Origin of the sequence: Methylobacterium mesophilicum, from assembly GCF_022179445.1 — a bacterium.
GTDB classification, from domain to species: Bacteria; Pseudomonadota; Alphaproteobacteria; order Rhizobiales; family Beijerinckiaceae; genus Methylobacterium; species Methylobacterium mesophilicum.
Genome location: NZ_BPQU01000019.1, coordinates 24,557 through 39,074, shown reverse-complemented (window position 1 = coordinate 39,074; position 14,518 = coordinate 24,557). Strand labels below are relative to the sequence as shown.

Sequence of the window (14,518 nt, the reverse complement as noted above, 5' to 3'; positions counted from 1 at the left end):
GCCCCCCGCGATTCGTCGATGAGGACCGGCGGCCCTGTCCCCGGTCGGGATGGCGGCTCGATCGCCGCCGATCACGAGGCGGTTGGTGCAAGCGCGCCACCGTCCGGGGCAGGTGCGCCGCCCGTTCGGCGGGATCGCCGCTCCGTGCTGTCGCCGATCATGATCAATGATCGGGCGCATCTGGTTACACCAAGAGCAATGACGACGGAAAAAATTGTCCAATTGCAAATACCTCATGGCAAATACTGAAGTTGAATAAAATCAAAACATATCACGCGTTACGTGGCAGATCAGCAACAAATTCATAAATGCTCAGGCGGAACTTTGAATCACTGTTGCTTGCTAAAGATCGGGATCGCAGGATCGTCGGCGAAAGATGAGATGCGGTAAAACTTGCCGATCTCTCTTCTGCAAATAAAAAATCAAAGAACAATCTGCGTTCCGCAGAAAAACGGGAAGCGTTGCCGTCTTCGGCTTCAAAATTCTGGGGGTCTTGATGAGATTATTGAACCATTTCTTGCTCGGATCCGCGACCGCGTTCGTCGCGGTCGGATCCGCCCAGGCCGCCGACTTTCCGATCAAGAAGGCGGCGCCGATCGAGTTCGTCCGCGTCTGCTCGGCCTTCGGGGCCGGCTTCTTCTACATCCCGGGCACCGACACGTGCCTGCGCGTCTCGGGCCGGGCCCGGTTCGAGGGGGCCTACCAGACCTCGTCCAGCCGCCAGCCGGGCGCGGCCGGCGACACGTCGGGCTTCCGGGGGCTGGCGCGCTTCAACATGGATGCCCGCACCCAGACCGCCTACGGCGCCCTGCGCGCCTTCGTGCGCCTGGATGCCGCCTCCCGCACCGGAACCATCCATTCCGGCACGATGGTGCGTATCGGCCAAGCCTATCGTGCCACGGGCGTCGATGAGGTGAATCGGGCGCAGCAATACGTGAACGTCGACAAGGCGTTCATCCAGTTCGCCGGCCTCACCGCCGGTCGCGCCTCGTCGTTCTACGACTTCTACGCCCACGATTTCGAGTTCTACGGCGCGACCTCGGGCTCGGACAATTCATCCACCAACCTGCTCGCCTACACCGCCACCTTCGGCAACGGCGTCTCGGCGACCCTGTCGGTGGAAGACCCGGTCTTCACCCGCTCGCCGGTCTTCTCGCCGTCCGGGAACGCGCTCGCCCCCGTCTTCGTCGGCTACACGAGTGGCCGGCCGTCCCGCTACGGCAACGTCGACGCCGTCCAGCGCTCGCGGCTGCCCGATTTCGTCGGCGCCCTGCGAATCGATCAGGCCTGGGGCTCGGCCCAGCTCTCGGCCGCCACGCATGAGATCAACGTCGGCAACCTGAGCACCAACACGCCCGCGGGCGCGGGTGGCGTGCTCACCGGCATCCGGCATGCCAACTCGGTCCAGGGCTGGGGCGTGCAGGGCGGCGTGAAGGTCAACCTGCCGGCGATTGCCCCGGGGGATACCCTCTATCTGCAGGGGGCCTACGCCAACGGCGCGCAGAGCTATGCCGGCTATTGCATGATCGCCGGCTGCTACGCGCAGTCCAATACTGGCTTCGATACCCAGAAGTTCGAGCAGTACTTCGCCGACGCGTCGGTCAACCCGTTCACCGGCCAGCTCCAGACCTCGACCAGCTTCTCGGCGGTGGCGTCGTACCTGCACTACTGGTCGCCGGAATGGCGCTCGGCGCTGTTCGGCTCCTACGGCGAGCAGGATTTCTCGGCCGGCGCCCGCCTGGCCCAGGGCGCGCTGTTCAGCTTGGTGAACCCGAGCGGCAACAGCTTCGGCACCAACGGCGTCGGCGTGCCCGGCACCCGGTTCTACCAGCTGAGCCAGGCCCTGCGGGACACCTACCAGTACGTGGTCGGCGGCAGCCTGATCTGGTCGCCGGTGGCGGATCTCGATATCGGCGTCGAGGCCTTCTACACCCAGGTCGGCGTGAAGAGCGGCCGGGTGATCGACCTCGACAAGGGCCCGGGTGCCTACGCGAACGTCGCCGCCATCAACAACGGCACGTTCGTGCCGCGGACGGCGACGCAGGATTCGATGACGCACGTCCGCTTCCGCGTGCAGCGCGACTTCTGATCCGATGAGCCGGCGCCGGGGGGCACCCCCGGCGCCGTCCCCGATCGTGCGTCCACGCGACGACTGGAGGTGCCGGCTTAATCCCTCTCCCCAATACAGGTGGCGCGCTTTGTCCCGCGGTTCGCGTTGCCGCCCTGTGCGGGCGCTGATACGCCGGATTCGACTTTATCTCCGCCGACCGGGCGGCCCAGGTCGCGACCGTCGGGGCGATCGGGGCCGCGCGGCGAAGGCCGGAAGGGCCCGCGCGTGGTCGGAAGTCCGGAGGAAGCCGATGACCAGTAGCGCCTCGACGAGTCCCGTGCCGACGCCGCTCAACGAGCGCCGCGCCGCACGGTTCTGGCCCGAGGGCTGGTGGCGCCTGGTCGACATGAAGATCGGCATCATTCCGCTGCCGCTCTACGTCATCGTGGCGATCCTGCTGGTGGTCCTGGTCCAGGAGGGCGAGGTCAAGCCGGACGGGCCGACCATGATCGCCGTCCTGGTGATGGGCGGCTTCACCTGCGCCGAGATCGGCAAGCGCATCCCGATCCTGCGCAACATCGGCGCGGGCGCGATCTTCGCGACCTTCATCCCGTCGGCGCTCGTCTACTACAAGCTGGTGCCGCCCCAGATGGAGAAGGCGATCTTCGACTTCACGAAGTTCACCAACTTCCTCTACATCTACATCGCCACGATCATCGTCGGCTCGATCCTGGGCATGGATCGCGACGTCCTGATCAAGGGCTTCCTCAAGATCTTCGCGCCCCTCGCGGTCGGCTCGGTGGCGGCCGCCATCGTCGGCACCCTGGTCGGCACCGCGCTCGGGCTCGGCCCCTACAAGACCTTCTTCTTCATCGTGGTGCCGATCATGGCCGGCGGCGTCGGCGAGGGCGCGATTCCGCTCTCCATCGGCTACGCGGCGATCCTGGGCCAGCAGCAGGGCGTCGTGTTCGCCCAGGTGCTGCCGCCGGTGATGCTCGGCTCGCTCACCGCGATCATCTTCGCCGGCACCCTCAACTATGTCGGCAAGCGCTATCCCCACCTCACCGGCGAGGGCCGGCTCCAGCCGGGCGCGGAGGGCATGGAATCGAGCGACGCGCAGGCGCGCTCCGAGGCGGCCCGCGGCCAGATCGACGCCGCCACGATCGGCGCGGCCGGGCTCACGGCCATCACCCTCTACCTGCTCGGGGTCGTCGCCCACCACCTCGTCGGCCTGCCGGCGCCGGTGGCGATGCTGTTCCTGGCGGTGTTCGCCAAGCTCGGCAGCGCCGTGTCGCCCCATCTCCAGGCCGGCGGCTTCGTGGTCTACAAGTTCGTGCAGGTCTCGATGACCTACCCGCTGCTCTTCGCCATCGGGGTGGCGCTCACCCCCTGGAACGAGCTGATGGCGGCGTTCACCCTGGTGAACCTGATCACCATCGTGTCCACCGTGTCCACGCTGATGGTCACCGGCTTCTTCGTCGGCCGCGCCCTCGGGATGTACCCGATCGAGACCGCCATCGTGAACGCCTGCCACAGCGGCCAGGGCGGCACCGGCGACGTGGCGATCCTCACGGCGGCCAACCGCATGGCGCTGATGCCGTTCGCCCAGATCGCCACCCGGATCGGCGGCGCCCTGACCGTCACCGGGACGATCATCGCGATGAAATGGATCGGCGCGTGAATCGAGATCGGGGAGCGTTGCGTCATGGCCGGTGATCCGGGCGCCGTCGGGGCGAGCCTGCAATCCAGGATCGGGGCGATCCTCCGCGCGACGAGCGGCAACTTCCTGGAGATGTTCGATTTCTTCCTGTTCGGGTTCTACGCCAGCTCCATCGCGCGGGCGTTCTTCCCCTCGGGCAACGAGACCACCGAGCTGCTCCTGACCTTCGGGACCTTCTGGCTCGGCGCGCTGATGCGGCCCCTCGGGGCGATCGTGCTCGGCGCCTATATCGACCGGATCGGACGCCGGAAGGGCCTGATCGTCACCCTGGCGATCATGGCGAGCGGCACGGTGCTGATCGCCTTCTGCCCGAGCTACGGGACCATCGGCATCGCCGCGCCCCTGATCGTGCTGGCCGGCCGCCTGCTGCAGGGCTTCTCGGCCGGCGTCGAGATCGGCGGCGTCTCGATCTACCTGTTCGAGATCGCCACGCCCGGGCGGAAGGGCTTCTACACGTCGTTCCAGTCGGCGAGCCAGCAGGTGGCGATCATGTTCGCGGCCGTGATCGGCTACGGGCTGAACGCCTACCTGACCAAGCAGCAGATCGGCGATTTCGGCTGGCGCATCCCGTTCTTCATCGGCTGCCTGATCGTGCCGTTCATCTTCTTCATCCGGCGCTCCCTGCAGGAGACCCAGGAATTCGCCCAGCGGACCCACCATCCGAGCACGCGCGAGATCCTCACCACGGTCGCAGCCAACTGGCGGATCGTGCTGCTCGGCATGATGCTCTCCACCATGACCACGGTGACCTTCTACATGATCACCGTGTACACCCCGACCTTCGGCAAGACCGTCCTCAAGCTCACCGAGACCGACAGCCTGATCGTCACCCTGTGCGTGGCGATCACCAACTTCATCTGGCTGCCAGTGGGCGGCGCGCTGTCGGACGCGATCGGGCGCAAGCCCGTGCTGCTCACCATCTCGGTCCTGTCGCTGCTGACCACCTATCCGGCGCTGCACTGGCTGGTGGCCGATCCGACCTTCGCCAAGATGCTCGGCGTCGAATTGTGGTTCTCGTTCTTCTTCGGCGTCTACAACGGCGCGATGATCGTCTCGCTGTCCGAGGTCGTGCCGGCGCATGTGCGGGCCAGCGGCTTCTCCCTGGCCTACAGTCTCGCCACGGCCCTGTTCGGCACCGCCACCCCGATGGTCTCGACCTACCTGATCGAGCAGACCGGCGACCGGGCGGCCCCGAGCTACTGGCTGATGGCGGCGGCCGCGTGCGGCATCATCGCGACGCTCGCGCTGTTCCGCGGCGGCCCGCGAGAGGCCCGGGTTCCGGCCCACGCCTGAGCGGCTTTTCGTCGACCCACGCTGGGGAGCGCTGCCGCAGCCGCGGAGCGAGCTGCCTTTTCGGATGTGGCTCGGGTCCCCTCTCCCGTGCGGGAGAGGGACAGGGTGAGGGGACAGGTTCATCCGGAGAGGGCGCATCCCTCACCCCAACCCTCTCCCGCACGGGAGAGGGGGCCTGTCGCGGGTCGAAGACGCTAGATTCTCACAGCCCCTCAGGGCGCCGGGCTACACCCCCTGCCAGATCCGGATCCGCGCCTTGAAGGCGGCGCGGATATGCGCGCGGGCTGCCGCCTCGGCCCGGTCGCCATCATGGGCGCGGATCGCCGCGATGATCGCGGCATGCTCGTCGAGGGACTCGCCGGCCCGTTCCGGTGCCGAGAGGGTCGTCGAGCCGGGCAGCAGCACCAGCGACAGGCGCATCGTCTCCAGGGTGCCCTGCAGGAATCGGTTGCGCGCGGCGGCGTGGATCTGCCGATGGAACAGCCGGTTGGTGCGCGCCAGCGCCGCCCCGTCGCCGGCCAGCGCCCGGTCCCGAACGATCATCTCGTCCAGAAGCTCGGTCTCGACCGCGCTGGCATGGATCGCGGCGAGCCGGGCCGCCGTCCCCTCCAGCACCTCGCGCATGTCGTAGAGTTCACTGACCTGACTGTAATCGAGCTGCGCCACGCTGGCGCCCCGGTGCGGCTCGTGGGCGACGAGGCCCTGCGCTTCCAGGCGGCCCAAAGCCTCGCGCACCGGCGTGCGGCTGATCGCGAACCGCTCCGCCAGCTCGGCCTCGCGCAGGCGGCTGCCGGGGGCGAGTTCGCCCTCCTCGATCGCCTGCAGCAGCCGCTCGTAGGCGGCGGCGCCGTTGGAGCGCTCAGACTCGCTCGCCTTCATGGCCGGACTCTCCTCGGCCGTGGCCATAGCGTGAAACGTGGTCCGCAGGAACGCTTGCCGCCGATTGCATGCAAGCGTATACAATAACGGAATCGAGGTTCGGATGACGGAGGCGGCGATGCAGGATCGGCAGGCGGGACCCTTTGATGTCGTGGTGGTCGGCTCCGGCAATGCCGCCATGAGCGCGGGCCTCGCCGCCCTGGAGCGCGGCGCCTCGGTGCTGATGATCGAGAAAGCGGAGCCGGATCTGGCCGGCGGCAACACCGCCTACACCGCCGGCGCCATGCGGTTCGTCTACCAGGGCAACGACGACCTGATCCCGCTGCTCGCCGACCCGGACGACCCGCGCCTGCCGCGGACCGATTTCGGCGCCTACACGGCGCAGACCTTCGAGAGCGACCTCCTCGGCTTCAACGACGGCCGGCCGCTCTCGCGCGAGCAGCGCATCCTGATCGACGAGAGCGGCGCGGCCCTGCGCTGGCTCTCGACGCAGGGCGTGAAGTTCGAGCCGATCTACGCCCGGCAATCCTTCGAGAAGGACGGCCGCTTCGTGTTCTGGGGCGGCCTGACGCTCGCCACCCACGACGAGGGTTTCGGGCTCGCCCGCGCCGAACTCGAGGCGTTCACGAAGGCCGGCGGCGAGATCCGCTACGGCTGCCCGGCCACCGGGCTGATCGTCGAGGCGGGCTGCGTCGTCGGCGTGGAGACGCCCCAGGGCGCGTTCCGGGCCGGGGCGGTGATCCTGGCCTGCGGCGGCTTCGAATCGAACCCTGAGCTGCGCACGCGCTTCATCGGCGCTGGCTGGGACAAGGCCCGGGTGCGCGGCACCCCGCACAACCGCGGCGACGGATTGGAGATGGCGCTCGCGCTCGGCGCCAAGCCGCACGGCTTCTACGGCGGCTGCCACGCCACCCCGATGGACCTGCACACCCCCGATTACGGCAACCTCGACTTGCCGCACGGCGAGCGGAAGCACTACCGCAAGATCTGCTACTTTTTGGGATTGATGCTCAATGCGAACGGCGAGCGGTTCGTCGACGAGGGCAAGAATTTTCGCAATTACACCTACGCCCAGTTCGGCCGCTCGATCATGGAGCAGCCCGGGCACGTCGCCTGGCAGATCTTCGATGCCAAGGTCGATCACCTGCTCTACAGCGAGTACCGGTTCCACGACGCCCACTTCGTCGAGGCCGACACGCTCGACGGGCTGCTCGACAGGCTCGACGGCATCGACCGCGCGGCGGCCCGGCGCACCATCGCGGATTTCAACGCCGCCGTGGACGATGCCGTGCCGTTCGACCCCACCGTGAAGGACGGCCGCGGCACCAAGGGCCTCCCCCTGCCGAAGTCGAACTGGGCGCAGGCGATCGAGACCGGGCCGTTCAAGGCCTACCCGGTCACGGGCGGCATCACCTTCACGTATGGCGGCGTCGAGGTCGGGGAGGGCGGCGGCGTCCGGCGCGAGGACGGCAGCGAGATCCCCGGGCTCTACGCCTGCGGCGAGATGGTCGGCGGCGTGTTCTTCAACGGCTATCCCGGCGGCTCGGGCCTGACCTCCGGCGTCGTCTTCGGGCGGCGGGCCGGCTACGGCGCCGCGGCGGCCGTGCGGGCATCAAAGAAATAGAATACTCGGTCGTTTTTCAGATCTTTTCTTTAAACGCGGACACCAAGGTCGCAGGATGACCCACCCTGTCATTCCGGGGCGCCGCAGGCGAGCCCGGAACCCATAGCCGCCGACGCTGCAAGATCTTGAACTGTCGGAGGCTATGGATCCCGGGCTCCGCTGCGCGGCCCCGGGATGACAAGGCGGGTGATGCAACGACCCAGGAATTCTAACGCGTCCGGAAGACATTCTATTTCGGAGTGCCTTCGCTCCATCGGCGGGTAAGAGACGGAACGCTGCGCCACCGCTCGCAATGAATGACGGCGTGCGCTCGCCAGCGTCGCACGCCCCTGTCCCCACCGAACGCGCGCGCGTACAAGGCGCTCCATGTCAGAGCGGCAGGCCGTCTTCACGATCACCCGGGGCGTCCCGTTCCTGCCGGCGCTCGCCGAGGCGCTGCTGTCCGGCCGGCTGGTCGGGCCGGTGGCGGAGGATCCGCTGGCGCTGGCATCGGTCACGATCTACCTGCCGACCCGCCGGGCCGCGCGGGCGCTGGGCGCCATCCTGGCCGAGCGGCTCGGCCGGCGGGCCCATGAGCGGGGCGCGCCGGGCTACGCGGCGCTGCTGCCCCGGATGATCCCGCTGGGCGAGGCCGACGAGGCCGAACTCGACCTCGCTTCCGAGCCGCTGCTGGAGGACAACGATCCCCTCAGCACGCCGATGCCGCCGCTGGAGCGCCGGCTGATCCTCGCCCGCCTGGTCCAGGCCTGGGCGAAATCCGTGGACCGCACCCTGCTGCCCCTGGACGCCGAGGTGCCGTTCCTCGTGCCGTCCTCCCCCGCCGACGCGGTCGGGCTGGCGGGCGATCTCGAACGACTGATGGATGCGCTCACCGTCGAGGGCCTGCCCTGGTCGGAGATCGGCGCCGCCGTGGAGGCCGAGTATTCACGCTATTTCGGCCTGACCCTGGATTTCGTGAAGATCGCCGCCGAGAACTGGCCGAAGCTCCTGGCCGAGCGCGGCCTGTCCGATCCGGTCGCCCGCGCCCGCGGCCTCGTCCTCGCCGAGGGCCGGCGCCTGGCGCGGACCGCGCCGACGGATCCCGTCATCGTCGCCGGATCGCTGGGCTCCGTGCCCGCCACCGCCCGTCTGATCGCGGCGGTGGCGAAGCTGCCCCGGGGCGCCGTGGTCCTGCCCGGGCTCGACCTCGACCTCGACGAGGCCGGCTGGTCCGGCATCGACACCGGCGAGGGGTTTTCCCGGGTGATCGCCCACGGTCACCCCCAGGCGGTGCTGCACCGGCTGCTCGGGCCGGACAACCTCGCTTTGCCGCGCACGGACGTCGTCGCCCTGGGGGAACCCGATCTTGGACAGGCGGCCCGGGCCGCCCTGCTGTCGCAGGCCCTGCGCCCGGCCGACACCACCGATGCCTGGGCCGACCTCGACCCGGACAAGCGCGACGCGATCGCCGAGGACGGCCTCGCGGGGTTGGCCCTGACGGAGGCCGCCGACGAGCGGGAGGAGGCGCTGGTCGCGGCGCTGGCCCTGCGCGAGACGCTTCAGGTCCCGGGCGCCACCGCGGCCCTGGTCACGCCCGATCGCGGTCTCGCCGGGCGGGTCGCGGTGGAGCTGCTGCGCTGGGGCATCGTCGCCGAGGATTCGGCCGGGCTGGCGCTCGCCGGAAGCCCGGCCGGGCGCCTCGCCCGGCTCACCGCGGAGCTGGCCGCCGACCTCGCCCGCAACCAGGCCGACGCGATCCCGGCCCGGCTGATCGCGCTGCTGTCGCACCCGATGGTCCGCCTCGGCCTGCCCCGGTGCGACGTGGTGCGCGGCGCCGCCGCCCTGGAGATCGGGCTGCTGCGCGGTCCCGTCCCGGCCCCGGGTTTTTCCGGGCTGCGGAATGCGCTGGCGGCCGAGCGGGTCGGGCCTCTGGAGCGCCGCCCCCGGGCCAAGCGCCGCCTGAAGGACATCGACTGGGATCTCGCCGCCGACCTGCTCGCCCGGCTGGAGCAGGTTTTTGCGGAATTCCCAGGCCCGGACGGCGCCGCCGACTGCGATCTCGTCGCCACCGCGGCCCTGCACCGCGCCGCCTGCGACGGGCTGATCGCCGGCCCGGAGGACGGCCCGCAAGTCACGCCGCAAGACGCCCCTCACGACGTCCCTGAACAGGCCGAGGACGGCTCCCTGTCCTGCCTCGATGCCCTGTTCGACGATCTGGAGATGGCCGAGCCCGGCCTGATGCCGGGGCGGTTCGACGACTACGCGACCTTCTTCACATCGCTCGCCCGGGAGCGCCTGGTCGGCTGCTCCGGCGAGGCGCCGCATCCGCGCCTGCGCATCCTCGGCCTCCTGGAGGCGCGATTGCTGTCGGTGGACCGGGTGGTGCTCGGCGGGCTCGACGAGGGCGTCTGGCCGGTGCGGACCCTGACCGACGCGTTCCTCAACCGGCCGATGCGCGAGCGGGTCGGCCTGAACCCGCCCGAGCGCCGGATCGGCCAGATGGCGCACGACTTCGTGCAGGCGCTGGGCTGCCGCGACGCGGTGATCACCCGGGCGCTCAAGCGCGAGGGTTCGCCGACCGTGCCGTCGCGCCTGATCCAGCGCCTGCGCGCGTTTGCGGGCGACGCGCGCTGGGAGGCGGTGCTGGAGGCCGGCCGGCGCTTTTCCGGCCTGGCCGCCCGCCTCGACGCGGCCCCCCCCGAGAAGCGGCTGAAGCGCCCGGCGCCGAAGCCCGACCCGGCCCTGTTCCCGCGCTCGCTCAGCGTCACCGAGATCGAGACGCTGGTGCGCGACCCCTACAGCATCTTCGCCCGCCACGTGCTCGGGCTCGACCCCCTGGAGCCGCTGGCCGCGGTGCCGAGCGTGGCGACCCGCGGCTCCCTCGTGCACGACATCTTCTCGGAGTTCGCCAGCGCCCATCCGCAGGGCTTGCCCGGGCAGCCGGAGGAGCGCCTGCTCGCCATCGCCACCAACGCGTTCGGCGAGATCGCCGACACCTATCCGGAACTCTACGCCGAGTGGTGGCCGCGCTACGAGCGCATGGCCGCCGCCTACCTCGCCTGGGAGGCGCAGCGCCGGCCGGTCCTGCGCCGCATCCACCCGGAGGTGTCCGGGCGCTGGGTGATCCCCATGGGCCGCGAGAGCTTCACCCTGCGGGCCCGGGCCGACCGGATCGAGCTGCGCCCGGACGGCACCGCCTGCATCGTCGACTACAAGACCGGCACGCCGCCCTCGGCCAAGATGATCTTTACCGGGTTCTCGCCGCAGCTGACCCTGGAGGCGGCGATGCTGATGCACGGCGCCTTCGACGGGGTGCCGCCGGTCAAGACCACGCCTGACCTGCTCTACGTCCACGCCTCGGGCGGCCGGAAGCCGTTCGTCCCGATGCCGGTCAAGCCGCCCCGCGGCGAGGAGCGCAGCGTCGACGCGATCGTCGCCGAGCACGCCACCCGCCTGAAGGGGCTGGTCGCCCGGTTCATGACCGGCGATGCGGCCTACACGGCCAGGCCGTACCCGCAATATGCCAGCCAGTACGGGGCCTACGATCACCTGGCGCGGGTGCTGGAATGGTCGCTGGGTGGGGAGGAGGGTGGGGAGTGAGCCGGTCCGACAGCGGACCGCGGTAAGATCGAGTCCGACTCAGGAGGCCCCGCCAGTCCGCCTGACGTGACAACGCCGGAGAGGTCCCATGCCCGAAACGAAGCCCCTGGCCGACCCCACGGCCCGAGCGCGGTCCGTTGGTTCGGGAACCCCTCCAAAGGGCGGTTTTGCGGCGCTCGTTCCGGAACTTGGCGTTACGGATCTCGATGTGAGCTTGTGCTTCTGGTGCGGCCTGCTCGGTTTCGCGGTCGCCTATGACCGGCCGGCCGCGCGCTTTGCCTATCTGAGCCGCGGTTTCGCGCAGGTCATGCTGTGTCAGCTTAACGGAAGCTGGGAGACCGCCGAGCTGCGCTACCCGTTCGGCCGGGGCGTCAATTTCCAGACGAAAGTCGAGCCGCTGGATCCAGTTCTGGCCGCCCTCGAAGGGGCGGGCTGGCCGCTTTACGAGGCTCCGCGCCACGCTTGGTACAGGGTCGGAGACACCGACCATGGCCAGCGGGAATGCCTCGTGCAGGATCCCGACGGATACCTCGTCCGCCTCGCAGAAAGTGTCGGCGTTCGCCCTGCGAGTGGGGGGTGAAGGCGCTTCGGGCGTCGAACGGACGGGCTGGATTCCCGCTCCGGAATGGTTTGCCGGATAGCCACGACATTGATGGAGGATGCGCATGAGCGGCTCCGCCTCTCTCCCTCCCCCCTTTGCGGGCTACGGGCTATACAGGTTTCGGTCAGAGCCGTGGTCCTGCCGCTGGCGGAGGAGGCGCGGGTCCCCTCTCCCGCACGGGAGAGGGACAGGGTGAGGGATGCGACCTGTCCGGAAAGCCCCGGTCCCTCACCCCAACCCTCTCCCGCACGGGAGAGGGCGCGCGTCGCGGCGTGCAGGAGCGCCGGTGCCTCAAAACTGTGTAGGCCGCAGCTCTGCGGGGGAGGGCGCATGGCAGATCCGGAGCGCCTCGTCCGCTGAAGGCCCCGAATGCTTCGTCGCGCAAGACCTGCGCGTCCGGAAACAGTGCTGTCGCGCTCTCAAAAAAACGCCTGCAGCCCCGTTTGCGCCCGGCCCAGGATCAGCGCGTGGACGTCGTGGGTGCCCTCGTAGGTGTTCACCGTCTCGAGGTTCTGGGCGTGGCGCATCACGTGGTACTCGCCCATGATGCCGTTGCCGCCGTGCATGTCGCGGGCGGTGCGGGCGATATCGAGGGCCTTGCCGCAATTGTTGCGCTTGATCAGCGAGATCATCTCGGGGGCCATCCGGCCCTCGTCCATCAGCCGCCCGACCCGCAGGGAGGCCTGAAGCCCGAGGGTGATCTCGGTCTGCATGTCGGCGAGCTTTTTCTGGACCAACTGCGTTTGCGCCAGGGGCCGACCGAACTGCTTGCGCTCCAGGGTGTAGTTGCGCGCCCGGTGCCAGCAATCCTCCGCGGCGCCCATCGCCCCCCAGGAGATGCCGTAGCGCGCCCGGTTGAGGCAGCCGAACGGACCTTTCAGCCCCGAGACGTCGGGGAGCAGCGCGTCCTCGCCGACCTCGACGCCCTCCATGACGATCTCGCCGGTGGTGGAGGCGCGCAGGGACAGCTTGCCCTTCAGGGTCGGCGCGGAGAGGCCCTTCATGCCCTTCTCGAGCAGGAAGCCGCGGATCGCGCCCTCATGCGCGTCGGACTTCGCCCAGACCACGAACACGTCCGCGAAGGGGGCGTTCGAGATCCACATCTTGGCGCCCGAGATCCGGTAGCCGCCGTCGATCTTCTCCGCCTTGGTCTTCATGCCGGCGGGATCGGAGCCGGCATCGGGTTCGGTCAGGCCGAAGCAGCCGATCCACTCGCCCGAGGCGAGCTTGGGCAGGAATTTCTGGCGCTGCGCTTCCGAGCCGTAGGCGTGGATCGGGTACATCACCAGCGAGGATTGCACGCTCATCATCGAGCGGTAGCCGGAATCCACCGCCTCGACGGCCCGCGCCACCAGCCCGTAGGCGACGTAGGAGGCGCCGGCGCAGCCGTATTCCTCCGGCAGGGTCACGCCGAGCAGGCCGAGCTCCCCCATCTTCCGGAACAGCCCGGGATCGGTCTTCTCCTCGGCGTAGGCTTCGACGATGCCGGGCAGGAGCTGCTCCTGCGCGAAGCTCTGGGCCACGTCGCGGATCGCCCGCTCGTCCTCGGTGAGCTGGTCGTCCAGCAGGAACGGGTCCTCCCAGACGAAGCGCGCCGAGGCCGGGGCGGACGGGGAGGCGCTGCCCGGGGGGCGCATCGGAGCGTTCATGGGATTTCCTCGCCGACAGGGTGTGGCGGGCTTCGGCCCCGCGCTTGACGTCAACCTAGACCCGGACGGCCTGCCGTCCAATGCGCCCGGTGACGCTGGGCTCCGAGCGTCACGCCCGGCCGAGGATCGCCAGCCACAGGAGCGTCGTCAACGGCGCCATCAGGGTCGAGACCAGCACCGAGGCCGCGACCATCCCGGTCTCGGTCCGGTAGCGCGCCGCCAGCAGGTAGGCGTTGATCCCCACCGGCATGGCGGCGAACAGGGTGGCGACGCCCGCGTAGGCCGTCGGCATCTTGAAGACGTGGAAGGCGAGCACCCACACGGCCAGCGGGTGCAGCAGGTTCTTCAGGCACGCGATCACCAGCGCGCCCTTGAGGTCGAACAGCACCCGGTAGCGCTTGAGCCCCGCGCCGAGCGCCACCAGCGCGCAGGTCGAGGCGGTGCCCGCGAAGGCATCGATCAGGGCCTTGGGGATCCCGGCCGGGGTGATTCCGAGACCCTTCATGGCCATGCCGATCAGGAGCGCCACGAAGATCGGATTCTTGAGCAGGACCAGGCCGAGGCCGCGGAGGCGCGCCAGGACCGGCAGGCCGGAATCGGACTCGATCAGGAAGGTGGCGCAGCCCATCATCAGCGGAAGGTGGACGGCGAGCAGCATGAACAGCGGAAAGGCGCCGTCCTCGCCGTAGGCCTGGAGGATCATCGGCACGCCGACGAACACGGTGTTCGACTGGCTGGCCGCGAAGCCGTGCAGGATCGCGCCGCGCCTTTCGATCCCGGCGCGCCGCCGGGCGATCAGCGTGCCGACGAACCAGGACACGCCCGCCCCGCCGAAATAGGCGGCCCAGTAGGTCCAGGCGATCTCGCCGGTCATCCCGGGCCGGGTCAGCGTGGCGATGATCAGGGCCGGCACCGCCACCGCGAACACGTATTCCGACAGGCCGTCGCTCACCTTGTCGGAGAGCAGGCCGGTGAGCGCCGCGCCCCAGCCGATCAGGACGATCCCGAAGATCGGGGCGATGATGGCGAGGGCGTTCACGGATCGGGTGGGGGCTGCGCGCGGGGGGAACCCGCGCATACCATGATGCGGCCGGCTTTTGCGCCCCCGGGCGCGCCGGGGGCT

The 14,518-nt window shown here is 69.5% G+C and carries 9 protein-coding genes; 6 read left to right on the top strand and 3 right to left on the bottom strand.

Annotated features, from left to right (window positions below):
• The first annotated feature begins 496 nt into the window (after positions 1-496).
• The 3 genes from MFF40_RS18300 to MFF40_RS18290 all read left to right on the top strand — a co-directional run bounded on the left by MFF40_RS18300 (position 497) and on the right by MFF40_RS18290 (position 5,063).
• On the top strand, positions 497-2,089 hold the full coding sequence (locus MFF40_RS18300; protein ID WP_238261665.1) for a porin: 1,593 nt from the start codon (positions 497-499) through the stop codon (positions 2,087-2,089).
• 271 nt (positions 2,090-2,360) lie between these two features.
• A complete protein-coding gene (locus MFF40_RS18295) occupies positions 2,361-3,731 on the top strand; it encodes a 2-hydroxycarboxylate transporter family protein (protein ID WP_147854424.1) in 1,371 nt (456 codons plus the stop codon).
• 24 nt (positions 3,732-3,755) lie between these two features.
• On the top strand, positions 3,756-5,063 hold the full coding sequence (locus MFF40_RS18290) for an MFS transporter (RefSeq protein ID WP_147898099.1): 1,308 nt from the start codon (positions 3,756-3,758) through the stop codon (positions 5,061-5,063).
• Between the two features lie 225 nt (positions 5,064-5,288).
• Here MFF40_RS18290 and MFF40_RS18285 read toward each other — a convergent pair whose 3' ends face one another.
• Positions 5,289-5,942 (bottom strand): GntR family transcriptional regulator, encoded by a 654-nt coding sequence (locus tag MFF40_RS18285; RefSeq protein ID WP_147898100.1) that lies wholly within the window; start codon positions 5,940-5,942, stop codon positions 5,289-5,291.
• Positions 5,943-6,060: 118 nt separating this feature from the next.
• Here MFF40_RS18285 and tcuA point away from each other — a divergent pair, with 118 nt between their 5' ends.
• The 3 genes from tcuA (at position 6,061) to MFF40_RS18270 (ending at position 11,725) form a co-directional block, all read left to right on the top strand.
• Positions 6,061-7,566, top strand: coding sequence for an FAD-dependent tricarballylate dehydrogenase TcuA (gene tcuA / locus MFF40_RS18280; protein ID WP_147898110.1), 1,506 nt, complete (start codon positions 6,061-6,063; stop codon positions 7,564-7,566).
• 366 nt (positions 7,567-7,932) lie between these two features.
• On the top strand, positions 7,933-11,145 hold the full coding sequence (gene addB, locus MFF40_RS18275) for a double-strand break repair protein AddB (protein ID WP_147898101.1): 3,213 nt from the start codon (positions 7,933-7,935) through the stop codon (positions 11,143-11,145).
• 88 nt (positions 11,146-11,233) lie between these two features.
• On the top strand, positions 11,234-11,725 hold the full coding sequence (locus MFF40_RS18270; RefSeq protein ID WP_147898102.1) for a bleomycin resistance protein: 492 nt from the start codon (positions 11,234-11,236) through the stop codon (positions 11,723-11,725).
• Positions 11,726-12,165: 440 nt separating this feature from the next.
• Here MFF40_RS18270 and MFF40_RS18265 read toward each other — a convergent pair whose 3' ends face one another.
• A complete protein-coding gene (locus MFF40_RS18265) occupies positions 12,166-13,395 on the bottom strand; it encodes an acyl-CoA dehydrogenase (RefSeq protein WP_147898104.1) in 1,230 nt (409 codons plus the stop codon).
• A 109-nt stretch (positions 13,396-13,504) separates the two neighbouring features.
• Positions 13,505-14,434, bottom strand: a complete 930-nt coding sequence (locus tag MFF40_RS18260; RefSeq protein WP_147898105.1) for an AEC family transporter — start codon at positions 14,432-14,434, stop codon at positions 13,505-13,507.
• Positions 14,435-14,518 lie beyond the last annotated feature (84 nt).